The following is a 21292-nucleotide window of genomic DNA, read 5'->3' as shown; positions in this document are numbered from 1 at the left end:
ACCCGCATGTCCAAGCCTGATAAGAAGAAATCCCCCAACGCGGCCCCCGGCCCGCTCGCCCGGCGCATCTACCTGGGCGTCGCCTGCCTCCTGCTGCTCGCCAGCGGCGGCGCCTGGTGGTACGTGCAGAACAGCACGCCGACGCTGCCGCCGGCACTACCGCAGACTCCGCCGCCCACCGCGATCAAGCCCGTCGCGCCGATCAAGGTCGATAAACCGGCCACCATGGTCGCCGAGCAGCAATGCCAGGGTTGCCACCAGGGGCAGTTCCAGGACTGGCAGCGCTCGCATCACCAGCGCGCCATGCAGGAGCCGACCGCCGAGACCGTTCTCGGCAACTTCAGCGGCGTGACCTTCAAGGGAACGACGGAGACCACCCGCTTCTTCCAGAAGGATGGCGCATTCTGGGTCAATACGCCGGGTGCCGACGGCAAGCCGGCCGACTTCAAGGTCGCCTACACCTTCGGCATCGAACCGCTGCAGCAGTACCTGCTGGAATACCCCGGCGGCCGCCTGCAGGCCCTCGGCGTGGCCTGGGATACGCAGAAGAAGCGCTGGTTCGAACTGATGCCGGGGGAACGCATCGACCACAAGGACGAGCTGCACTGGACCCGCCCGGCGCAGAACGCCAACTTCATGTGCGTCGAGTGCCACACCACCGGCTTCAAGCGCAATTTCGACGCGCAGACGGACAGCTTCGCCAGCCGCTGGGACGCCCTCGGCGTCGGCTGCCAGTCCTGCCACGGCCCGGCCTCGAAGCACCTGGAATGGGCGGCCCGCCCCGACCGCGACAGCGCCAAGGGCTTCGACATGCCGCTCAAGGGCAGCGACAAGGTCACCCTGGTGGAAACCTGCGGACGCTGCCACGCCCGCCGTGCGCCGCTGGCCGACGGCTTCGAGCAGAAGCACCGGCTGATGGACGACTACCTGCCGAGCAACCTGACCCGCGAGCTGTACCAGCTCGACGGCAAGATCAAGGACGAGGTGTTCGAATACGGCTCCTTCGTGCAGAGCAAGATGTTCGCCAAGGGCGTGAAGTGCACCGACTGCCACAACCCGCACAGCGGCGAGCTGAAGGCGCCGGGCAACGGCGTCTGCCTGCAGTGCCACAACACCGCCGGCAAGCCGACGCGCCCGGAAATCGACGGCAGCGGTCTGCAGGCGAAGAACTACGACTCGCCGGAACACCACCATCACCAGCCCGGCACCCCTGGCGCGCAGTGCACCTCCTGCCACATGCCGGGCAAGTTCTACATGGTCAACGACTACCGCCACGACCATGGCTTCACCATCCCCAACCCGCTCCATGCGCAGAAACTCGGCACGCCCGACGCCTGCCTGAGCTGCCATGCCGACAAGGCCAGCAGCAAGGTCGCCGAGCAGTTCCGCCTGTGGTACGCCAGCCCGGCGGCGGACAAGCCGGCGCCGTCGAGCAACCCGGCGCCGCGCTATGACGACACCGTGGCCAAGGCGCGCGACGGCCTGCCGGGCGCCTCGCGGGCGCTGCACCTGCTGCTGGAGTCCGCCGACCTGCCGGCGATCCGCCGCGCCACGCTGCTCGCCGAACTGCCGCGCTATCCCAGCCAGCGCTCCATGGAGCTGGCGGCCATCGCCCTGAACAACAAGGAGCCGCAGGTCCGCCACGCCGCCGTCGAAGCCGTCGGCCAGCTCGCCCCGCCGCAGCAACAGGCCAGCCTGCTGCTGCCGCGCCTGAGCGACCCGGTGCGCGCCGTGCGCATCGCCACCGCCTGGCAACTGGCGCAACTGCCGCCGCAGCTGCGCGCCGGCTTCGAGAGCATGCTCGCCAAGGGGCTGGAAGAGTACGAGTCGGTGCAGCTGAGCCTGGCCGAACGCGCCGAGGCCAACCTCAACCGCGCCCTGCTGTACCAGGCCACCAACCGCGCGAACGAAGTGGAACCCGCCCTGCGCGCCGCGCTGAAGCGCAACCCAGGCTTCCTGCCGGCGCTGGTCAGCCTGTCGCAGTGGCTGGAGAACAACTACCGCACCGACGAGGCGCGGCAGTTGCTCGACGAGGCGATCCGCCAGCATCCGAAGTCCGGCCTGCTGCAGCACGCACGCGGCCTCGCCCTGGTGCGCAAGGGCGAACGCCCGCAGGCGCTGGCGGCGTTCAAGGAAGCCGTGCGCCTGAGCCCGGACGACGACCAGTTCCGCTTCGTCCTCGCCATCGCCCTGCACGACAGCGGCCAGCAGGAAGAGGCCAGCAAGCAGCTGGAACAACTGCTCAAGCGCAACCCGACCAACCGCAGCGCACGCCTGACCCTGGCGGACTACCTGCGCGAGAGCGGGCAGATGCAGAAGGTGCAGATGCTGATGGCGGAGCTGGAGCAGCAGAATCCGGACGATCCGGCATTGCGGAGGGAGTGAGCGCCGCTCCCGTAGGAGCGCGCCATGCGCGCGATGCTTTTTTTCGCGGACATGGTCCGCTCCTACGGATGGCCCGGTGCTAAGGCAAATTCCTGTAGGAGCGAGCTCTGCTCGCGAACACCGGCGACTCAAAAGCTTCGCGAGCAGAGCTCGCTCCTACAAAAAGCGCAGGAAATTTCGCTTCGGCCGTTCGGAACTCACCTACGGACCAACAATCTGAGGGGGACGCAGACATCAAGGAGTAGCCATGCGTATCCGTACCTCAGCCGCCGCCCTCATCCTGGCCGCCATCCCGTTCGCTCCCGCCCTGGCCGATCACCGCCACCACGACAACGACGACCTCCTGCGCGGCCTCCTCTCCACCGGCGCCACCACCGCCTCGACCTACCTGACCAGCGGCAGCGACCACAAGCTGGTCGGCCCGGTGCAGGACGACGCCAGCGCCTTCATCGCCAGCGACGGCGAGATTCGCGGTCCGTATCTGGAAGCCGCGCTGCAGCGACTGCGCAGCGAAAATCCCGATCTGCAGCGGAACAGCGACATGCAACTGGCCGGAGCGATCCTCGCGGCGGACGCCGGGTATTGATACCTGCGAGCATCGGATGGGCGGTGCGCTTCGCTCAACCCATCCTGCCAGAACGTAGGTTGGTGCTGAGCTTGCGAAGCCCAACGATCCCATACCCACCTGATGTTGGGCTTCACTGCGTTCAGCGCCAACCTACGCGGTTCAGTGCCGTAGGTTGGGTTGAGCTTGCGAAGCCCAACAACTGGACCTCAGGCGTAGATCCACAACACCCGCAGCCGCGTCTTGCCCCGATTGGCGTAGCGGCTGCGCATATGGCTGGGGATCTGGAAGCCGTCGCCGGCCTGCAGCACGTGGAGCTCGTCGTCCAGCCACAGGCTCAGCTCGCCCTCCAGCACGTAGCCGCCCTGCTCGGAGCTGTCCACCAGGTTGCGCTCGCCACTGTCGGCGCCCGGCTCCAGGCGGGTTTCCAGCATGAAGAAGGCGCCGCCAAGGCGCGGCGAGACGAGGCTGTCTTCCGCGCCGCGGGCGTAGGTCAGGGTGCGGCGCTCGTCGGGGCGGGTGATCCACGGTGTGACCGGGGTCTGGCCGCTGCCGAAGAAGTAGGTGGCGGAAACCCCGAGCACCTGGCTGATCGCTACCAGGTCGTCCACCGCCGGGCGCGACAAACCGCGCTCGACCTGGGAGACGAAGCCCACCGAACGGCCGATGCCGTCGGCCAGCGCCTGCAGGGTCACGCCCTTGCGCTTGCGCAGGTCGCGCACCTGGGCCGCGATGGCGGCGAGATCTTCGCTGGTGCTTGCTTCGCTCATGTCATCGCATCTCAAAAGAAGTCGCGCAGACGGTAATACGCCTTGCCGGTCGCTTCCAGTGGCGCGGCGTAACAGGTGGCTACGGGTTCGGTCGAGCGCAGGAACATGACGGCCCCATGAAAAATCAATTTATGCCTTTCATGAAAAATATGATTTGAAACTTCATCCTGCCGGCATCGCCCCTGCCGACGACGGCGCGCGCAGTGACAGATGCCTACCAGTTGCTATGGTCATATAGGGGAAATGGCCCCGGAATCCGGCTTCGTCGCCCGTGGGCTGGTTTGGCAGTGCGCCCGGCAGGCGGCGCTCAGGGGAAATGGATGAATCAAATGCTCAAACCGCAACCGTACTGCAAGAACTGCCGCCTCGCGCCGCCCACACTCAGCGACGACAAGGTCGAGCAGCTCGAAGCCCTGATCAAGCCGGGGCATCTGCTGCACAAGGGCGAGTTCGTGTTCCGCCAGGGCGACCCGTTCGAGAACGTCTACCTGGTGCGCTCCGGTTCGGTAAAGACCTTCACCACCAACGAGCAGGGCCTGGAGAAGATCACCGGCTTCTATTTCTCCACCGAGATCTTCGGCTTCTCCGGCATAAGCGAAGGCACCTATCCGGTTTCCGCGCAGGTACTGGAAAGCACCCTCTGCAGCGAAATCCCCTTCGATCAACTGGAGGAACTGTCCACCCGGATTCCCGGCCTGTCGCACCAGATTATGCTGATGATGAGCCGCAAGATCCGCGAGGATCAGCAGATGAAGCTGCTGCTGTCCCGGCTCAATTCCGACTCGCGCATCGCCGCCTTCCTGCTCAACATCTCGGCGCACTTCCGCGAGCGCGGCTTCTCCGCCCTGCGCTTCCGCCTGAGCATGTCGCGCCACGAGATCGGCGACTACCTGGGGCTGGCGGTGGAAACCGTGTCGCGCAGCTTCACCCGCCTGCAGAAGCACGGCCTGATCAAGGCCGACGGGCGGGAAACCGAGATCCTCGATTTCACCGAGCTGTGCGCGCTGGCGGGGGGCGAGGTGGAGCTCTGAGCGCTGGGACCAATAATTGATGGGTATCGCTTGACGGGTATCGCTGCGCTCAACCCATCCTACGGGGTGGATGCGGTTGGACCAGAACTGTAGGAGCCAGCTTGCTGGCGATCATCGGTATCAGCAGGTGACGTCGGTGCAGGACGAACACCAGGATCGCCAGCAAGCTGGCTCCTACCAAGAGCGCATTCGTCAGCTGCCGATCACTCCACCGTCATCCCTGGTGATCACCACCGTGGTCGAGCGCGGGATCGACTTGCCGTCGCTCGCCGGGTAGCTGATGCCCGGATGCTGGATGTTCACCCACATGGTCCGGCCGTCCGGCGTCTGGGTGATGCCGGTCATCTCGCAGCCGCGCGGGCCGACCATGAAGCGGCGCACCTCGCGGCTCTGCGGATCGGCGCAGAGCAGCTGGTTGCAGCCCATGGCATGCATTTCCGCTTCGCCGTCCTCGTAGTCGGTCTCGATCCACAGGCGGCCGGCGCGGTCGAAGTACAGGCTGTCCGGCGAGGAGAAGATGTCGCCGTTGATGGTGCCGCGCAGGTTCTCGTCGGCAGCGGAGTCCTCGCCCTCCCCCGCCAGCAGGAACACTTCCCAGCGGAAGCTGGTGGCGGTCGGGTCGCCGCCGGCCTCGTTCCAGCGCAGGATCTGTCCGTGCAGATTCCGCTTGCGCGGATTGGCGGCGTCCAGCGGCTGGTTGTCCTTGCGCCCGCGGTCGCTGTTGTTGGTCAGGCTGACGTAGACCTCGCGGGTCCGGGGATGCACGGCCACCCACTCCGGCCGGTCCATCGGCGTGGCACCGAGGAGGTCGGCGGCGGCGCGGGCGTTGAGCAGCACCTCGGCCTGGCTGGCGAAACCGTTGCCAGCGTTCAGCCCGTTCTCGCCGAACACCAGCGGCAGCCAACGCCCGCCGCCATTGGCGTCGAAGCGCGCGACATACAGCGTGCCCTCGTCCAGCAGGTCGCGGTTGGCGGCGGAGTCGCCGGGCTGGTAGCGGCCTGCGGGAACGAACTTGTAGACGTATTCGCCCTTGGTGTCGTCGCCATAGTAGAAGGCCATGCGGTTGTCGGCGCCGAGGGACAGGGTCGAGCATTCGCGGCAGAAGCGGCCGACCGCGGTGCGCTTCTTCGGCGTGCTCTGCGGGTCGAAGGGATCGACCTCCACCACCCAGCCGAAACGATGCGGCTCGTTGACGTGTCCGGCGTGGGGCTGGTCGGGGTATGGCGTGGCGTCGAAGCGCGGGTCGACCGCTTCCCAGGCGTAGTAGTTGCTGGAGCCGCGGTTGGAAATTCCGTAACGCCTGTGGGATACCCGTGCGGCGTAGTCGTCCCTGTCGCGGTTGACGAAGTACTGGTGCCAGTTCTCCTCGCAGATCAGGTAGGTGCCCCACGGCGTAACGCCCATCGAGCAGTTGTTGAGGGTGCCGAGCACCGTCCGGCCGCCCGGGTCGCTGGTGGTCTTCATCGACTCGTGCCCGGCCAGCGGACCGCTCAGCTGCATCGGCGTGCTGCCGGTGATGCGCCGGTTGTAGGGCGAGCCGGCGACGCGCCGCCACTGGCCGGCGCCGTCCTTGCGCACCTCGATCACGCTGAGGCCGTGGGCGGCGATTTCCTTGCGCACCTCACCTTCGGGTCGGCCGCGACTGCCGTCGGCGCGCTTCTCAAAGGTCAGGCCGCGCGGATGCAGGGTCTGGTTGATGGATTCGTGGTTGATCACCAGCAGGCCGTGGTCGTTGGGGTCGTCCGGGAAAGGGAAGTAGTGCATGCCGTCGTGGTTGTCGCCGGCCTGCAGTTCCTGGGCGCGCCAGTCGTCCGATGCGTCCGCACGCCAGGCCGGCGCGCCAGGGAGCACCGGGTCGCCCCAGGAGAAGAACGGCCGCGCGCTGTAGCCTTCGGCGACGACCACGCGGTCGAACTGCGGGTCCTGCTGCACCGCCACGCCCTTGAAGCCGAGCAGCGCCGCTGGCTCCGCCCTGAGCACGCGGGGAGAAATCAGGCCGCCGCCGAGGAAGCCGAGCGCGCACAACGCCAGGCCGCCCTTGAGCAGGCTGCGCCGGCGCTGGTCCACCAGTTCGTCCAGCGGCGTGTTGGCAGTGGGATTGACCGGCTGGTCGTCGAGCGCAGCCAGGCGCTCGTGGAAGTCGTCGCTCATCGCATCTCCTCGGAACCGCGCGCACCGACGCCAGGCATCGGCAGCGGGAGGTTATGCAGGGCAGATTACCGGGAAATGACAGCGTTCGACGGGAATAAAAGGTTCATCGCGGATTATCGGGGAAGATAGAGGCGACGAGCTCCGCTCGTCCTGCCCGAAAGGCGGCATCAAAGTGCAGGAGCAACTGTCTTTGCGCTAGATGTGAGCGAGCTCTGCTCGCGAAGCTTTTGTGGTGCCGGCGTTCGCGAGCAAAGCTCGCTCCCACAGGACCTCGCGCCACGGCTGACCTTAGGAGCAACTGTCTCCGCATCGTCGCGAGGTGCCCCTAGGCGTAGGGTGGACAACGCTCCGCTTGTCCACCGCCCCGGCCCCACGACAAGGTGGAAATGCTTCGCGATTTCCACCCTACGATCTTGCCATACCTGTAGTAGGGCCATGCCCGCGATTCGCGCCCATGGGGCGCTCCTACAGACGCGTCCTCAGCCGAAGTGGGCGGGGAGCGCCAGCGAAGAACCGAATAAAAGCCGCCCCACAGGACCAAGACGAAATCCGGGGGCGGGCGCGAGGAAAGGTCAGGCGGAGGCCGCTCCGCCGTTCCGGAGAAACTCTTGCGGACCGGCCAGACGGGCCGTCCAGTCTTCCACTTCGCCGCTGGCCAGGCGCTTGGCAGCGGTCTTGCGCCAGCGCAGCGAGAGCGCTTCGCAGGCCAGCATCAGGCGCAGGCCGGTGCGATCCAGCGGCGTGCCGAAGTACCAGTCGAGCAGGCGCGCCACGCTCAGTTCGGGGTAGTGACGCTGTACCAGCTCCAGCGGCTCGTTCGCGGAAACCATGCCGCTGCGCCGCACCCGGTAGAACCAGCCGCAGCGCCCCTGCTCCTGCACCTGCCGGGGCAGCTCCGCGAGGTTCCAGCGCACGCCCAGGCGGTAGCACGGCGAACGCGGCTGGCTGACTTCCAGCAGCGCATCGCCCCAGCGGAACAGGTCGCCGATGCAGACATCCGCCTCGCGGATGCCGAAGGTCGACAGGTTCTCGCCGAACGCCGGCTGCTGCCAGCGCTGCTGCGGGTACTGCTTGCACCAGTGGCGGTAGTGCTCGGCCGGATAATGGTGCAGCGCACGGTCCAGGCCGCCGTGATGACGCAGGTCGGCCTGTTCGTCGCCGGGCAATCCGTCGCTGCCCAGCCAGCACTCCTGGTCCATCCTCAGCTTGTCGATTCCGCTGAGCAAACCACCCCAGACTTCTTCGACTTTTCCTATGAAAACGCCCTGGATAACGATCGACTCCACCTTCCGAACTCCACTACAGACAGCGGACAGGCGCTAGACTAGCGGCACCGAGAGGTTTCCATCCATTTCGATTTTCCAGCTTCGTTGATAAGCATTGCTTATGGATTTTCGCCAGCTCCGCTATTTCGTCGCCGTCTATGAGGAAGGCCATGTGGGTCGCGCCGCCGAACGCCTGGCATTGTCCCAGCCGGCGCTTTCGCAGCAGATCCGCCAGCTCGAACAGAACCTGGAAGTGGCGTTGTTCCAGCGCAGCGGCAAGCGCCTGGTGCCGACCGCGGCGGCGCACACCCTGTACCACCACGCCGTGCCCCTGCTGGAAGGCCTGGAACGCGCCCACGAAGCCTTGCGCGCGTTCCGCGGCCACACGCCGGGCACCCTGGCGATTGGCGTGCTGCAGACAGTGAACGCCAGCCTGGTGCCGCATATCGTCGAGCGCCTGCACAACACCCAGCCGCACCTGCAGGTGCGCATCTACGAACTGTCCGGGGTGGAGATCGAGAAACGTCTGCTCGCCGGCCAACTGGACATCGGCATCGGCTTCCTGCCGCCACGCCAACCGGCGCTGCACGGCGTGGAGCTGTACAACGACGAGCTGCAACTGGTGATCCCCGCGGAGCACCCGTTGCGCGAGTTCCGCAAGGTATCGCTGGCCCAGGCCGCCGACCTGCCGATGCTGCTGCTCGGCGAGGAATTCCGCGCCCGGCAGATCTGGCAGGAACAGCTCGCCGCGATCGGCCGGCGCCCGCGAGTGCAGGCCGAGCTGAACCACATGAGCGGCATCCTCGACAGCCTGCCGCACAGCCAGTTCACCACCGTCCTGCCGGGACGCGCCCGCCAGTTGCACAGCCATCCGGACCTGCTGTGGAAACCGCTGAGCGAGCCGCGCATTCCGCTCAGCGTCGGCCTGGTCTACCGCGACGCCCAGCGCCAGCGCAGTACGGTGGAGCTGCTGCGCTCGCTGCTGGCGGATGTGCTCTAGCTCGCCCGGAAAAATCGCGGGCAATAAAAAACCCCGCCGAAGCGGGGCTTTGCAGACCGATATCCTGACGTCCTTGCTAGCCACCATCCGTGGCGGAATCCCGTTGTTTCCATTTTGTCTTTGGCGCTTCCTGCGCAATGTCCTGACAGGAAAAGAGATTACTCGCCGGCATGAGGGGTCGATAGGCGTGATTGCCACCGCGCCGTGTAAGCCTTGGCTTACACGGCGCCCGATCCGGCCATTCCTCCCGCCTTGCCCTGAATCAATGTGGCCAGACCTGCCACAGGCATAGTCCAAGGCCGCCCTGGGCCGCGAAATCAATGCAATGGAACCGCAACTGATCCACCAGCAACTGTTGTTATCCCATCCCCTCTTCGAATCCATGAGCACCGACCATCTGCGGGACTTGCTCACCAACAGCGATCTGCTCAACCTCCACAAGGGCGACTACGTGTTCCGCCAGGGCGAGCCGGCCCACGCGTTCTATTTCGTGATTTCCGGCTGCGTGAAGATCTACCGGCTTACGCCCGAGGGGCAGGAGAAAATCCTCGAGGTGGTCGGCGACCGCAACACCTTCGCCGAAGCCATGACGCTCATGGACACCCCCAACTACGTCGCCACCGCCCAGGCAGTGGCGCCGACCCAGCTCTTCCGCCTGTCCAACAGGACCTATCTGCACCTGCTGCAGAACCAGCCTTCGCTGGCGCTGGCACTGATGGCCAAGCTGTGCATCCGCCTGCACCAGCGCATCCACGAGATCGAGACGCTGTCGCTGAAGAACGCCACGCATCGCGTGGTCCGCTACCTGTTGACGCAAGCCTCGCGCCTGCCGGTGGACCGGCAGCGTTTCGCCATCCCGGTGAGCAAGCAACTGATCGCCGGACACCTGTCGATCCAGCCGGAAACCCTCTCGCGCGTCCTCCACCGGCTGCACGACGAGTGCATCATCTGCCTCGACGGTCGCGAGATCGAAATCCTCGACCGCTCCCGCCTGGAGAACTTCGAGTGATGCCCGCCATCCCTTGATTGCCATCAAGGGATATTTCCCGGCGGCAATCGCATGCTGTGCCGATTACCGCGGGAGCCGGATCATGCGCCACTGCCTGTACTGCCAGCACAACAGTCCCACCGACCTTCGCGACTGCCCGCAATGCGGGATGCCCCTGCCCGACGCCACCATGAATGCGCAGCTCCGCCAGCGGCAGCGGCGATTCTTCTGGTTCTGCGTGGGACTGGCGCTGTTCTGCCTGGTGATGATGCTCTGGCTGCCCCGTACCATCCTTGGTTGAGACGCGGCTCAGCGACGTAACTGCCGGTAAAGATGCAGCAGGCGCGCCGCCAGATGCTCGGGGCGGGCAACCACTGCATAACCGTTGGCACCGAACATGTAGGGCAGGTATTGGCCGGCCTCGCGGTCGATGGTGATGCAGAACGGCAGCAGATTCTGCCGGCGCGCTTCCAGCACGGCCTGGCGGGTGTCCTCCACGCCATAGCGTCCCTCGTAGCGGTCCAGGTCGTTGGGCTTGCCGTCGCTGACCAGCAGCAACAGGCGCCGCTTCTGCGGACAGGCACCGAGCAGCCGCGTGGCCTGGCGAATCGCCGCCCCCATGCGCGTGTAGTAGCCCGGCCTGAGCGCCAGGACGCGGCCACGCACGGCATCCCCATAGGGCTCCGTGAACGGCTTGAGCACCTGCATGCGCACCTGCTGCCGGCGCAACGAGGAAAAACCGTACAAGGCGAACGGATCGCCCAGCGCGTCGAGCGCTTCGCCGAACAGCAGCAAGCTGTCGATGATGGCATCGATCACCCGCCGCTCGTTGTCCAGAGCGGCGTCGGTGGACATCGACAGATCGGCCAGCAGCAGGCAGGCCAGATCCCGGCGCACGGGCAGGCGCTCGACGAAGAAGCCGCGCTCGGCGCAGGTGCCGTGCTTTCGCTCGACCTGGAAGTCGAGCCACGCATCCAGGTCCAGCTCCTCGCCCTGCGGCCTCTGCCGCCGACGCTGGCGGCCGTCGCGCAACTGCTCGAACTGTCGGCGCAGGCGCAGCGCGAAAGGCCGCAAGCGTTCCGGCAACGCTGAAGGAAGGGCGTCGCGGGGCAGCATCTGCTGCAGCGACACGTGATCATCCAGCAGGCGCTGCTGGCGATAGTCCCACTCCGGCAACCGGCAGCCCGGCCCCAGGGGTATGTCGTCCAGTTCGGCCGCAGGCAGATCGAGATCCAGACGCAAGCCACCGCCCTTGTGCGAGCGCTGCCGGGATAGCGCCAACTGATCCAGATCCTCGGCAACGCGGGCGGCATCCTGATCCTCCTCATCGTCGCCGCAACGATCCAGGTCCAGGTACTCCGACCAACTGAACAGGTTTTCCAGACGGAACAGCAGCAAGCCATCCTTGCCCTGGCTGTCGGCGACCCGCTGGGCGCGCTTGCTCGACCCACGCGTCTGGTCGGCATGACGCACGCCGCTGCCCGGTTCCTCCTCGACCAGATGGGTCGACTGCGGCTCCTGCAACCGGCCTTCGGGATACAGCCACAATGGTACTGGCCAGGGCGCCCGGTCGGCGCGTGGGAAGTGTTCGACGCTGCCCGGCTCCAGCAGGGCCTGCCGAATGCAATCCTCCAGCGCCGCTTCTGCGCGCGGCAGGCTATCGGGCTCGGGACGCAGGGCAATGTGCGCTTCCGCCAACTGCCGATAGCGCTCACGCAGCGCTGGATATTCGACAAGCAGGCGGGACGTCCAGCGCTGGTTGTCCCGCCCCCAGTGGGCAATCCCGTCTGCGCCGGCCGCCAGCAGGGCCAGCCAGCGATAGAGTTCGCGATTCAATCCGGCCTCCGGATACACCGCCAGGCGCTCCGGCAGACGCAGACAGTCCTGGCTGCGCCAGGCCACGGTCACCTGCCCGCAGGTGCCGGCGATCCGCTGCAACCAGCCCCGGCGCAACAGCAACTGGCGAGCGGGAGCGCCCTCCAGTGCCATGCCCGATTCGCCGCCGAAGGCATGGAAGAGCATGGCCAGCGAACGGGCCATGCTCTCCAGGGTGACCTCCGCCTGCGGAAAGCCGCTGTCGCTACGGCGGGTGATGAAGCGATGCCAGTGCCCGCCGACCCATTCCTCCAGCTCCAGCGGGATGCCCATGCGCGACTCAGGCCAGGGCAGCTCTGCGGCGGAAGCTGAGCAGGTAGACCAGCAGCCCGATCAGGAAGATCACGCCCGCGGCTTCACGCATCCAGTAGAAGATCGCCAACTGGTCCTGGGTGGACATGAAGGTCATGGCAGCCCCGTCGGCCGGCAGACGTTGCAGCCAGACCTGCAGTACGCCCGCGGCGGTGAGGAACAGGGTGATGCACACCATGGCGATGGTCATCAGCCAGAAGCCCCACATCTCCAGCACCTGCGAACGATTCCCCATCGCCTCGCCAATCCCGCGCAGACGCGGCATGGCGTAGGAGATGATGGTCATCACGATCATCGCGTAGGCGCCGTAGAAGGCCATGTGGCCGTGGGCGGCGGTCAACTGACTGCCATGGGTGTAGTAGTTGACCGGGGCCAGGGTATGCATGAAGCCCCACACACCCGCACCGAGGAAAGCCATTACCGTGGTACCCATCGCCCATAGCGCGGTGGCACGGTTCGGGTGCTCGCGACGGCGGCGTTTGATCATGTTGAAGGCGAACAGGACCATGGCGAAGAACGGCAGCGGCTCCAGCGCCGAGAACACCGAACCGAGCCACAGCCAGTAGCTTGGCAGGCCGATCCAGAAGTAGTGGTGGCCGGTCCCGATGATCCCGGTGATCAGAGCCATGGCGATGATCACGTAGAGCCACTTCTCGATCACCTCGCGGTCGACGCCGGTGATCTTCACCAGCACGAAAGCGAGAATGGCGCCCATGATCAGTTCCCATACGCCTTCCACCCACAGGTGCACCACCCACCACCAGTAGAGTTTGTCGCGGACGAGGTTTTCCGGGTTGTAGAAGGAGAACAGGAACAGCACGGCGAGACCGATCAGGCCGGTCATCAGCACCATGCTGATCGCCGTCTTGCGCCCACGCAGCACGGTCATGCCGACGTTGAACAGAAAGCCGAGGGCCACCACGACGATACCTACCTTGGTAATGGTCGGCTGTTCGAGAAACTCTCGTCCCATCGTCGGCAAAAGTTCGTTACCGGTCAGTTCCGCCAGCCCGGCATAGGGCACCAGCAGGTAGCCGAGAATGGTCAGCACGCCGGCCCCGGCGAATACCCAGAACAGCACCAAGGCCAGCTTCGGGCTGTACAGCTCGCAGTCGCTTTCCTCCGGGATCAGGTAGTAGGCCGCGCCCATGAAGCCGAACAGCAGCCAGACGATCAGCAGGTTGGTATGCACCATGCGCGCGACGTTGAACGGTATCGCCGGGAACAGGAAGTCTCCGATCACGTACTGCAGGCCCATGATCAGGCCGAACAGGATCTGCCCGACGAACAGCATCAACGCGAAAACGAAGTAGGGTTTGGCGACCGCCTGGGAGGCGAACTTGAGCGATGGATTGGGCGACATATCAACCTTCCTTGTTCGGCGGCCAGTTGTTGGTATCGATCTTCGAGGTCCACTTGAGGAACTCGGCCAGGTCATCCACCTGGCGTTCGCTCAGGTTGAACTGCGGCATCTTGCGTCGACCTGGAGAATTGATCGGCTGGATCTTCATCCAGGCATGCAGGAAGGTATTGAAGCCTTCGTCACCCCCACGGCGCGTGGCGACATTGCCCAGTTCCGGAGCGAAGTAAGCACCCTCGCCGAGCAGGGTATGGCAGCCGATGCAGTTGTTCTGCTCCCAGACCAGCTTGCCGCGCACCACGGCCTCGCTCATCGCATCCTGGTTGGTCCGCTTGGGCAGGGTTCCTTCGGTATGGAAAGTCAGGGCCAGGAACAACAGGATGAAGAACAGGCTTCCCCCGAAGTAGATGTTCCTGGCCATGCCTTTGGTAAAAGTCTCGGACATGGAGCCTCCTGAATGACGAATGCGGCGCCATCATAGGAAACCGTCCGAAATACCTCGCTTGATGGCAATCAAGAATCCCCAAACGATTTAGTCGGCTATTCTCGAAGCCCCGGCCAGAGCGTCATGCCGACCAGCAGGGCCAGCAACAGAGGCCAGGCCAGCAGGAGAATGCGCCAGAGTCGTGGTGCACTGTGCAGCTCCATGAAGCGCTCGCTGATCAGCCAGCCCTTGGCCACGCCGCATCCCAGAACCAGCCCCATCGCCCAGCGCTCCCCGTGGGAACCGCAGCTCACGCTGACCAGCGTCAGCAGCAAGAGGACGATCCAGCAGCTAAACAATGCCCGCATCGCCTCTTCTCACGACAGGACGTAGACCAGCGGAAACAGAAGCACCCAGACCAGATCCACCATGTGCCAGTACAGGGTGCCCGCCTCCAGTTCCGCGCAGCTTCCAGGTCCATAGCGACCGCGCCAACAGCGCAGCGCCATGGCGGCAAGGATCAGCATGCCCAGCAGCACATGCAGGAAATGGAATCCGGTAAGACTCCAGTAGAGGGTGAAGAAGGTGTCGTGCTCGATATCCAGTCCCTTCCCGGCGAGATGGGCATACTCATGCAGCTTCAAGCCGACATAACCGCCCGCCGTCAGCAACGCCGCTAGCAGACTGAACGTTCCCAGCCGCACCTGTGCACGGCGCACTCCGTGTACCGCCAGAGCGGCAAAAAGCCCGGAGGTCAGCAGCGATGCGGTCAGCAACATGCCCCAGCGGCTGTCCAGTTCCGCCCGCCCCTTCTGGAACAACTCCGGCTGCATGACCTGGGCGCCAGCAAAAGTCAGCAGCAGCAGGCCGAACACCGTCAGCTCGGCCAGGATGAAGAACCACATGGCAAGGTCGCCCGGCAACCGCACGGACTGGGCCCGCGGTCGGTCAGCCGAAATGGACATCCACGATATCCATCAGCGCGGCCACGGTTGCCGGATCGTCCGATAGCGGCTCGGCCAGACTCGCCAGGCAGGCTTGGCGCGGATCGAGCCCTGAGCGAATCAGGCGGCCGGCGAAGATCAGCAAACGCGTCGAAGCGACTTCCTCGAGATCATGCTGCTCCAGGCGGCGCAGGGCCTGCCCGAGAGAAACGAGGCGGCGCGCCAACGGTTCGTCGAGCCCCGCCTCGCCGATCAGAATGTCGGTTTCCACAGCCTCGCCCGGGTAATCGAAGCGCAGGGCAACGAAGCGTTGCCGGGTACTCGGCTTCATCCCTTTCAACAGATTCTGATAACCCGGGTTGTAGGACACGACCAGCATGAACGACGGCGGCGCCTGCAGCCGTTCGCCGGTGCGTTCCAGATAAAGTTCGCGACGGTCGTCGGCCAGCGGATGGACCACAACCGTGGTGTCCTGGCGCGCTTCGACCACTTCGTCGAGATAGCAGATGCCGCCTTCACGCACCGCACGGGTCAGCGGCCCGTCCTGCCACCAGGTGCCGTCTGCGCCGATCAGGTGGCGCCCGACCAGGTCCGTGGCGCTCAGGTCGTCATGGCAGGCCACGCTGTACAGCGGCAGTTCCAGGCGGTCCGCCATGTACTGCACGAAGCGCGTCTTGCCACAACCGGTCGGCCCCTTGAGCAGCACCGGCAAGCCGTGCTTCCAGGCCTGTTCGAAGAGCTCCACCTCGTTTCCCACGGGTACGTAGAACGGCGCTGCGACTGCTTCCTCACTCGATATCCGACTCATGCATAGCCCCTGCTCTGCCTGAATTTTCCGTCGGCAAGCTATCCGCGCCCCAGCAGGGGAACAAGCCCTACGGGATGCAAACTTGATTGCGATCAAGCGGCATATCCGTCAGCCGTTCTTATGATCATTTCGCGCCTGGAATCCCGGGAGTTCCGTCGCAGCCAAACCTCTACTGCACGGGGAGCTACTCGTGAGACCCCTAAGGAGAAACACCATGCCATTCGGCAAGCAATTCGCAGGGACACTGATTGCCTCGCTGACTCTGATGGGGCTGGCGGTAGCCCATGCGAGCAACGACACATCGGGAAATGCGGGCGCCCCGGCGATGACCGCCGCGGAAAAGGAAGTCGCCAAGAAAATCTATTTCGAGAGATGCGCCGGCTGTCACGGCGTGCTGCGCAAGGGCGCCACCGGCAAGAACCTGGAGCCGCACTGGGAAAAGACCCAGGAAGACGGCAACAAACTCGAAGGCGGCACGCTCAGCCTGGGGACCAAACGTCTGGAGAAGATCATCACCTACGGAACCGAAGGTGGCATGGTCAACTACGACGACATCCTCACCAAGGAAGAAATCAACCTGATGGCGCGCTACATCCAGAATCCTCCGGATGTTCCGCCAGAGTTCTCCCTCAAGGACATGAAGGACAGCTGGAAGCTCATCGTTCCAGTGGCCGAACGGCCGAAGAAGCAGATGAACAAGGTCAATCTCAAGAACGTCTTCGCCATCACCCTGCGCGATGCCGGCAAGCTGGCCCTCATCGACGGCGACACGCACAAGGTCTGGAAGATTCTCGATACCGGCTACGCGGTGCACATCTCGCGTCTCTCGGCATCCGGCCGCTATGTGTACACCGTCGGCCGCGACGGCCTGACCACCATCATCGACATGTGGTACGCCGAACCCACCACGGTCGCCACCGTACGCCTCGGTTCGGATGCCCGCTCGGTGGACGTGTCCAAGTTCAAGGGGTACGAGGACAAATACCTGATCGGCGGCACCTACTGGCCACCGCAGTACTCGATCATGGATGGCGAGACGCTGGAGCCGATCAAGATCGTTTCCACCCGCGGCCAGACCATTGACGGCGAATACCACCCGGAACCCCGCGTCGCCTCGATCGTTGCCTCGTCGGAAAAACCGGAGTGGGTGGTCAACGTGAAGGAGACCGGGCAGATCATGCTGGTCGACTACACCGACCTGAAGAACCTCAAGACCACCACCATCGAGTCGTCCAAGTTCCTCCACGACGGTGGCTGGGATGCTTCCAAACGGTACTTCATGGTTGCCGCCAACGCCTCCAACCAGGTGGCTGCGGTCGATACCAAGGAAGGCAAACTGGCGGCCATCATCGATACCGCGAAGATCCCGCACCCTGGCCGCGGCGCCAACCTGTTCCATCCGGAGTTCGGCCCGGTCTGGGCTACCGGCCACCTCGGCGCTGCCGTGGTCTCGCTGATCTCCACCGCCTCGGACGACCCGAAGAACGCACGCTTCAAGCAGTACAACTGGAAGGTGGTCCAGGAACTGAAGATGCCGGGCGCGGGCAACCTGTTCGTCAAGACGCATCCCAAGTCGAAGCACTTCTGGGCCGACGCCCCGATGAACCCCGAGCGCGAAATCGCCGAAGGCGTCTACGTGTTCGACAAGGACAACCTGAGCAAGGACCCGGTTCGCCTCGACGTGGCCAAGGACTCCGGCCTGCCGGAAACCAAGGCAATCCGCCGCGCCGTGCAGCCCGAGTACAACGTGGCTGGCGACGAGGTGTGGATTTCACTGTGGGGCGGCAAGGCTGACCAGTCGGCGATCGTCGTCTACGACGACAAGACCCTCAAGCTGAAGCAGGTCATCACCAGTCCGGAGATCGTCACCCCGACCGGCAAGTTCAACGTCTTCAACACCATGCACGACGTGTATTGACCGGCGCCCCGTCCTATCCCGTGCTCACCCCACGGGATAGGCGGAGCAGAAGGACAGCGGGGCAAGGAAAAGTGCCATGACAGGTCAGAAGAGAAGTGCTGGTCTCCTCGGTTTTCTACGTCGTCCAAGTTCACGCTATTCGCTCGGCGCCATCCTGGCGATGGGCATCATCGGCGGGGTGATTTTCTGGGGCGGTTTCAACACCGTCGTGGAAGCCACCAACACCGAAAGATTCTGCATCTCGTGTCATGAGATGCGCGACAACGTTTATCCCGAGTACCAGCAGACGATCCATTACAGCAACCGCACCGGAGTGCGCGCGACGTGCCCCGATTGCCATGTGCCGAAGGACTGGACGTACAAGATGGTCCGCAAGGCCCAGGCCTCCAAGGAGCTCTGGGGCAAGCTGGTCGGCAGCATCGATACCCGCGAGAAATTCCAGGCCAAGCGTCTGGAGCTGGCGCGCCACGAGTGGCAGCGGATGAAAGCATCCGACTCCCGCGAATGCCGCAACTGCCACAGCTTCGAAAGCATGAAGACCACGGCGCAAAAACAACGGGCGTACAAGCAGCACGAAATGGCGCGCGAAGACAACATGACGTGCATCGATTGCCACAAGGGTATTGCACACCACAAACCCGATGGCATGACCGAAGAAGACGAAGAGTAAGCCGTGCCTGCCAAGCTTCAACAACGAGGACCCGACATGGAAAGGAACAGGATAGCCAGCGCCGTGGGCATGGCGCTCGCCCTGCTGGCAGGCAACGTCATCGCCGCGCCACCCGCCACCTGGGATGCCGTCCCGGCTACCGAAATCACCTTGTTCTACCCCGGCGTATCACCGCTGGAGTGGATCACCAAGGGTACCGAGCATGGCGGTGCGCGCGCGCTGAAGAAAGGCGAGAGCTGCATCGACTGCCACTCGGAAGAGGCCGTCGAAATGGGCCAGAAGATCGTCAGCGGGGAGAAGATCGAACCCAGCCCGATCCCTGGCAAGGCGCCCTATATCGAGACCAGGGTTCAGGCCGCGCACGATGGCGAAAACCTCTACCTGCGCTTCACCTGGAAGCAACCCAAGGCCTCCGGCGCTGCCGGCATGGACGAGAAGAACCCGGTCAAGATCGCCTACATGCTGGAAGCCAGCGACAAGATCGAACTGGCTGGCCAGAGCGGCTGCTGGGCCACCTGCCACAACGATGCACGCACCATGCCGGGCGCCGCCAACGACAAGACGAAATACGTCAAGGGCGGCTCGCTGGCGGACGGCGTGTTCTACGACCTCAACCAGTGGCGCAGCGGCGAGAACAAGGCTTTCGACGGCTATGTCGCCGACCAGCGCGTCATGGAAGGCGGACAGGCCCTGCTCGGTGCCGAAGGCAAGCTCAATGGCGACACCTGGGAAGTGGTGTTCACCCGCAAGCTTGTTGGCGGCGAAGGAGACGTCGCCCTGGAGTCCGGCAAGACCTACAACTTCGGCTTCGCCATCCACGACGACAGCGCCGCCGGCCGTTTCCACCATGTTTCCCTGGGCTACAAGCTGGGCATCGACAACGCCGAAGCCCAGATCAATGCCGCAAAGCAATAACCCGCTGCAGTGGGAACTCGCACCGATAACTACCTGATTGAGGGAACCCCATGAATATTCGACTGCTTCTCCCACTAGCCATCGCCGGAGGCATGCTGGCCAGCCAGGCCGTCATCGCCGACGAGGCTGGAGAAGCCCTGTTCAAGGCCAAAGGCTGCGCCGCCTGCCACGCCATCGATATGAAGATGGTCGGCCCCGCCTACAAGGATGTGGCCGCCAAGTTCGCCGGCCAGGCGGGTGCCGAAGAGGAGCTTGCCAAGAAGATCAAGGAAGGCAGCCAGGGTGTCTGGGGACCGATCCCCATGCCGCCAAACTCCGTGACCGCCGAGGAGGCCTCGACCCTGGCCAAATGGGTGCTTTCGCAGAAATGACCAGACACGGCGAGCGGCATCCCGAACTTTACCTCCTAGGCCTGGTATTCGGGATGACGCTCGCCGCCCTTCCTCCAGCCACCCAGGCGGAGAACGGAATCGACACGCAACGCCAGACCCAACTACGCCACCTGCTTTTGCAGGACTGCGGCTCCTGCCACGGCCTGCGCCTGACCGGCGGCCTCGGCCCCGCCCTCACTCCGACAGCCCTGCACGGCAAACCCCGCGATTCGCTGATCGCCACCGTCCTCCACGGCCGCCCCGGCACCGCCATGCCGCCCTGGACCGGCCTGCTCGACGAACGCGAAGCCGCCTGGCTGGTCGACAACCTGTTGCAAGGAAATCCGGCCCCATGACCCGCCTTCTGCTGTCGCTCTGCCTGTTCGCCGGATTACTCTGTGGTTGTAGTCAAACTCCCGTCTTGCGCGGCACCGGCGATCTGGGCGTGGTCATCGAGCGGGCCAACGGCAGCGTGCAGGTCGTGGATACCAGCAACCTGGTTGCCCTGGGGCGAATCGACGGCCTGGGAGATCTGTCCCATGCCTCGGTGGTGTTCTCGCGCGACCAGCGCTTTGCCTACGTGTTCGGTCGCGATGGCGGGTTGAGCAAGGTCGACCTGCTGGCCATGAAGATCGGCCGACGCATCATCCAGGGCGGCAACAGCATCGGCGGAGCCATCAGCCAGGACGGCCGGCTGATAGCGGTTTCCAACTACGAGCCCGGTGGGGTCAAGGTATTCGATGCCCAGACGCTGCGTCTGGTGGCGGACATCCCGGCCACCCCGATTCCCGGCCAACAGAAGAACTCCCGCGTGGTCGGCCTGGTGGATGCGCCGGGCCAACGTTTCGTGTTCAGCCTGTTCGACACCGGGGAAATCTGGGTCGCCGACTTCAGCCAGGGCGAGTCCCCGCAAATCACCCGCTACCGCGATATCGGCAAGCAGCCCTACGACGCACTGATCAGCCCTGGCGGCCGCTACTACATGGCCGGACTGTTCGGTGAAGACGGCATGGCCCAGCTCGATCTCTGGCATCCCGAACGCGGAATCAAACGTGTGCTCGCCGACTATGGGCGCGGCTCGCGAAAGCTGCCGGTCTACAAGATGCCGCATCTGGAGGGCTGGACCATCGCCAGCGACCAGGCGTTCGTCCCCGCCGTGGGGCATCACCAGGTACTGGTGCTGGATAGCCACGACTGGCGTCAGACCGACGCCATCGACGTCGCCGGGCAGCCGGTGTTCGTCATGAACAGTCCCGACGAGCGCCAGATCTGGGTGAACTTCGCCTACCCGGACAACGACAAGGTGCAGGTCATCGATAGCGAGACCCACCGGATCATCAAGACCCTGACGCCTGGCCCCGCCGTGCTGCACATGGAGTTCAGCGGGCGCGGCGAGCAGGTGTGGATATCCGTGCGTGATGGAGAGCAGGTGCAGGTCTGGGACCCTTATCGCCTAGAGCCGATCACCAGCCTGCCCGCACAGAGTCCGAGCGGCATCTTCTTCAGCAAACGCGCCCAGCGCATAGGCCTGTAGGGAGAA

The 21292-nt window shown here is 64.6% G+C and carries 21 protein-coding genes; 12 read left to right on the top strand and 9 right to left on the bottom strand.

Going from position 1 to position 21292, the window contains the following annotated elements:
• Positions 1-6 precede the first annotated feature (6 nt).
• Together JFY56_RS22265 and JFY56_RS22260 are read left to right on the top strand one after the other, a co-directional pair.
• On the top strand, positions 7-2385 hold the full coding sequence (locus tag JFY56_RS22265) for a tetratricopeptide repeat protein (RefSeq protein ID WP_208316337.1): 2379 nt from the start codon (positions 7-9) through the stop codon (positions 2383-2385).
• 247 nt (positions 2386-2632) lie between these two features.
• Positions 2633-2971, top strand: a complete 339-nt coding sequence (locus tag JFY56_RS22260; RefSeq protein WP_208316336.1) for a DUF2388 domain-containing protein — start codon at positions 2633-2635, stop codon at positions 2969-2971.
• Between the two features lie 188 nt (positions 2972-3159).
• Here JFY56_RS22260 and JFY56_RS22255 read toward each other — a convergent pair whose 3' ends face one another.
• A complete protein-coding gene (locus tag JFY56_RS22255; RefSeq protein ID WP_208316335.1) occupies positions 3160-3720 on the bottom strand; it encodes a helix-turn-helix domain-containing protein in 561 nt (186 codons plus the stop codon).
• A gap of 329 nt (positions 3721-4049) precedes the next feature.
• On the opposite strand from JFY56_RS22255, the gene fnr reads away from it, so the two are divergent.
• Positions 4050-4751, top strand: coding sequence for a fumarate/nitrate reduction transcriptional regulator Fnr (gene fnr / locus JFY56_RS22250; protein WP_408004453.1), 702 nt, complete (start codon positions 4050-4052; stop codon positions 4749-4751).
• 192 nt (positions 4752-4943) lie between these two features.
• Here fnr and JFY56_RS22245 read toward each other — a convergent pair whose 3' ends face one another.
• Entirely contained in the window at positions 4944-6902 is a 1959-nt protein-coding gene (locus JFY56_RS22245) for a PhoX family protein (protein WP_208316333.1), read from the bottom strand.
• A gap of 572 nt (positions 6903-7474) precedes the next feature.
• The gene (locus JFY56_RS22240) at positions 7475-8188 is read right to left on the bottom strand and encodes an MOSC domain-containing protein (RefSeq protein ID WP_208316332.1); all 714 of its coding nucleotides are present in this window, start codon (positions 8186-8188) and stop codon (positions 7475-7477) included.
• Positions 8189-8288: 100 nt separating this feature from the next.
• Here JFY56_RS22240 and JFY56_RS22235 point away from each other — a divergent pair, with 100 nt between their 5' ends.
• The 3 genes from JFY56_RS22235 (at position 8289) to JFY56_RS22225 (ending at position 10456) form a co-directional block, all read left to right on the top strand.
• Positions 8289-9167, top strand: coding sequence for a LysR family transcriptional regulator (locus JFY56_RS22235; RefSeq protein WP_208316331.1), 879 nt, complete (start codon positions 8289-8291; stop codon positions 9165-9167).
• Positions 9168-9492: 325 nt separating this feature from the next.
• Positions 9493-10176, top strand: coding sequence for a Crp/Fnr family transcriptional regulator (locus JFY56_RS22230; protein ID WP_208316330.1), 684 nt, complete (start codon positions 9493-9495; stop codon positions 10174-10176).
• Between the two features lie 82 nt (positions 10177-10258).
• Positions 10259-10456 carry a protein DnrP gene (locus JFY56_RS22225; RefSeq protein ID WP_208316329.1) on the top strand — a complete coding sequence of 66 codons (198 nt, stop codon included), beginning with the start codon at positions 10259-10261 and terminating at the stop codon, positions 10454-10456.
• 8 nt (positions 10457-10464) lie between these two features.
• Here the strand turns inward: JFY56_RS22225 and JFY56_RS22220 are convergent, their stop codons facing one another.
• The 6 genes from JFY56_RS22220 to JFY56_RS22195 all read right to left on the bottom strand — a co-directional run bounded on the left by JFY56_RS22220 (position 10465) and on the right by JFY56_RS22195 (position 15878).
• Positions 10465-12303, bottom strand: coding sequence for a nitric oxide reductase activation protein NorD (locus tag JFY56_RS22220; protein WP_208316328.1), 1839 nt, complete (start codon positions 12301-12303; stop codon positions 10465-10467).
• 7 nt (positions 12304-12310) lie between these two features.
• Entirely contained in the window at positions 12311-13705 is a 1395-nt protein-coding gene (locus JFY56_RS22215; protein WP_208316327.1) for a cbb3-type cytochrome c oxidase subunit I, read from the bottom strand.
• Between the two features lies 1 nt (position 13706).
• Positions 13707-14147: a c-type cytochrome gene (locus JFY56_RS22210; protein WP_208316326.1), complete on the bottom strand. Its 441-nt coding sequence runs from the start codon at positions 14145-14147 to the stop codon at positions 13707-13709.
• A gap of 95 nt (positions 14148-14242) precedes the next feature.
• Entirely contained in the window at positions 14243-14494 is a 252-nt protein-coding gene (locus JFY56_RS22205; protein ID WP_208316325.1) for a cytochrome C oxidase subunit IV family protein, read from the bottom strand.
• Positions 14495-14503: 9 nt separating this feature from the next.
• A complete protein-coding gene (locus JFY56_RS22200; protein WP_236033009.1) occupies positions 14504-15091 on the bottom strand; it encodes a cytochrome c oxidase subunit 3 family protein in 588 nt (195 codons plus the stop codon).
• Entirely contained in the window at positions 15075-15878 is an 804-nt protein-coding gene (locus JFY56_RS22195; RefSeq protein WP_208316323.1) for a CbbQ/NirQ/NorQ/GpvN family protein, read from the bottom strand. The genes JFY56_RS22200 and JFY56_RS22195 overlap by 17 nt, the downstream gene beginning before the upstream one ends.
• 214 nt (positions 15879-16092) lie before the next feature.
• Here JFY56_RS22195 and JFY56_RS22190 point away from each other — a divergent pair, with 214 nt between their 5' ends.
• From JFY56_RS22190 to JFY56_RS22165, 6 genes are all read left to right on the top strand, one after another.
• A complete protein-coding gene (locus JFY56_RS22190; RefSeq protein WP_208316322.1) occupies positions 16093-17796 on the top strand; it encodes a cytochrome D1 domain-containing protein in 1704 nt (567 codons plus the stop codon).
• 76 nt (positions 17797-17872) lie between these two features.
• Positions 17873-18466: a NapC/NirT family cytochrome c gene (locus JFY56_RS22185; protein WP_208316321.1), complete on the top strand. Its 594-nt coding sequence runs from the start codon at positions 17873-17875 to the stop codon at positions 18464-18466.
• A gap of 36 nt (positions 18467-18502) precedes the next feature.
• Positions 18503-19381: an ethylbenzene dehydrogenase-related protein gene (locus JFY56_RS22180; protein ID WP_208316320.1), complete on the top strand. Its 879-nt coding sequence runs from the start codon at positions 18503-18505 to the stop codon at positions 19379-19381.
• A gap of 50 nt (positions 19382-19431) precedes the next feature.
• Positions 19432-19752, top strand: coding sequence for a c-type cytochrome (locus JFY56_RS22175; protein WP_408004452.1), 321 nt, complete (start codon positions 19432-19434; stop codon positions 19750-19752).
• 53 nt (positions 19753-19805) lie between these two features.
• Positions 19806-20108: a c-type cytochrome gene (locus JFY56_RS22170; protein ID WP_236033008.1), complete on the top strand. Its 303-nt coding sequence runs from the start codon at positions 19806-19808 to the stop codon at positions 20106-20108.
• Positions 20105-21286 carry a cytochrome D1 domain-containing protein gene (locus JFY56_RS22165; RefSeq protein ID WP_208316318.1) on the top strand — a complete coding sequence of 394 codons (1182 nt, stop codon included), beginning with the start codon at positions 20105-20107 and terminating at the stop codon, positions 21284-21286. The genes JFY56_RS22170 and JFY56_RS22165 overlap by 4 nt, the downstream gene beginning before the upstream one ends.
• Positions 21287-21292 lie beyond the last annotated feature (6 nt).

It is taken from the genome of Pseudomonas schmalbachii (assembly GCF_017589465.1).
Taxonomy (GTDB): domain Bacteria; phylum Pseudomonadota; class Gammaproteobacteria; order Pseudomonadales; family Pseudomonadaceae; genus Pseudomonas; species Pseudomonas schmalbachii.
Note: the sequence above shows the minus strand (reverse complement) of the source record. Positions and strands in the feature narration are given on the sequence as shown.

Excerpts from the sequence above, each read along its gene's own strand:
- JFY56_RS22265 (WP_208316337.1), top strand. The coding sequence starts at position 7 with ATGTCCAAGCCTGATAAGAAGAAATCCCCCAACGCGGCCCCCGGCCCG.
- JFY56_RS22260 (WP_208316336.1), top strand. The coding sequence starts at position 2,633 with ATGCGTATCCGTACCTCAGCCGCCGCCCTCATCCTGGCCGCCATCCCG.
- JFY56_RS22255 (WP_208316335.1), bottom strand. The coding sequence starts at position 3,720 with ATGAGCGAAGCAAGCACCAGCGAAGATCTCGCCGCCATCGCGGCCCAG.
- fnr (WP_408004453.1), top strand. The coding sequence starts at position 4,050 with ATGCTCAAACCGCAACCGTACTGCAAGAACTGCCGCCTCGCGCCGCCC.
- JFY56_RS22245 (WP_208316333.1), bottom strand. The coding sequence starts at position 6,902 with ATGAGCGACGACTTCCACGAGCGCCTGGCTGCGCTCGACGACCAGCCG.
- JFY56_RS22235 (WP_208316331.1), top strand. The coding sequence starts at position 8,289 with ATGGATTTTCGCCAGCTCCGCTATTTCGTCGCCGTCTATGAGGAAGGC.
- JFY56_RS22230 (WP_208316330.1), top strand. The coding sequence starts at position 9,493 with ATGGAACCGCAACTGATCCACCAGCAACTGTTGTTATCCCATCCCCTC.
- JFY56_RS22225 (WP_208316329.1), top strand. The coding sequence starts at position 10,259 with ATGCGCCACTGCCTGTACTGCCAGCACAACAGTCCCACCGACCTTCGC.
- JFY56_RS22220 (WP_208316328.1), bottom strand. The coding sequence starts at position 12,303 with ATGGGCATCCCGCTGGAGCTGGAGGAATGGGTCGGCGGGCACTGGCAT.
- JFY56_RS22215 (WP_208316327.1), bottom strand. The coding sequence starts at position 13,705 with ATGTCGCCCAATCCATCGCTCAAGTTCGCCTCCCAGGCGGTCGCCAAA.
- JFY56_RS22210 (WP_208316326.1), bottom strand. The coding sequence starts at position 14,147 with ATGTCCGAGACTTTTACCAAAGGCATGGCCAGGAACATCTACTTCGGG.
- JFY56_RS22205 (WP_208316325.1), bottom strand. The coding sequence starts at position 14,494 with ATGCGGGCATTGTTTAGCTGCTGGATCGTCCTCTTGCTGCTGACGCTG.
- JFY56_RS22200 (WP_236033009.1), bottom strand. The coding sequence starts at position 15,091 with ATGTCCATTTCGGCTGACCGACCGCGGGCCCAGTCCGTGCGGTTGCCG.
- JFY56_RS22195 (WP_208316323.1), bottom strand. The coding sequence starts at position 15,878 with ATGAGTCGGATATCGAGTGAGGAAGCAGTCGCAGCGCCGTTCTACGTA.
- JFY56_RS22190 (WP_208316322.1), top strand. The coding sequence starts at position 16,093 with ATGCCATTCGGCAAGCAATTCGCAGGGACACTGATTGCCTCGCTGACT.
- JFY56_RS22185 (WP_208316321.1), top strand. The coding sequence starts at position 17,873 with ATGACAGGTCAGAAGAGAAGTGCTGGTCTCCTCGGTTTTCTACGTCGT.
- JFY56_RS22180 (WP_208316320.1), top strand. The coding sequence starts at position 18,503 with ATGGAAAGGAACAGGATAGCCAGCGCCGTGGGCATGGCGCTCGCCCTG.
- JFY56_RS22175 (WP_408004452.1), top strand. The coding sequence starts at position 19,432 with ATGAATATTCGACTGCTTCTCCCACTAGCCATCGCCGGAGGCATGCTG.
- JFY56_RS22170 (WP_236033008.1), top strand. The coding sequence starts at position 19,806 with ATGACGCTCGCCGCCCTTCCTCCAGCCACCCAGGCGGAGAACGGAATC.
- JFY56_RS22165 (WP_208316318.1), top strand. The coding sequence starts at position 20,105 with ATGACCCGCCTTCTGCTGTCGCTCTGCCTGTTCGCCGGATTACTCTGT.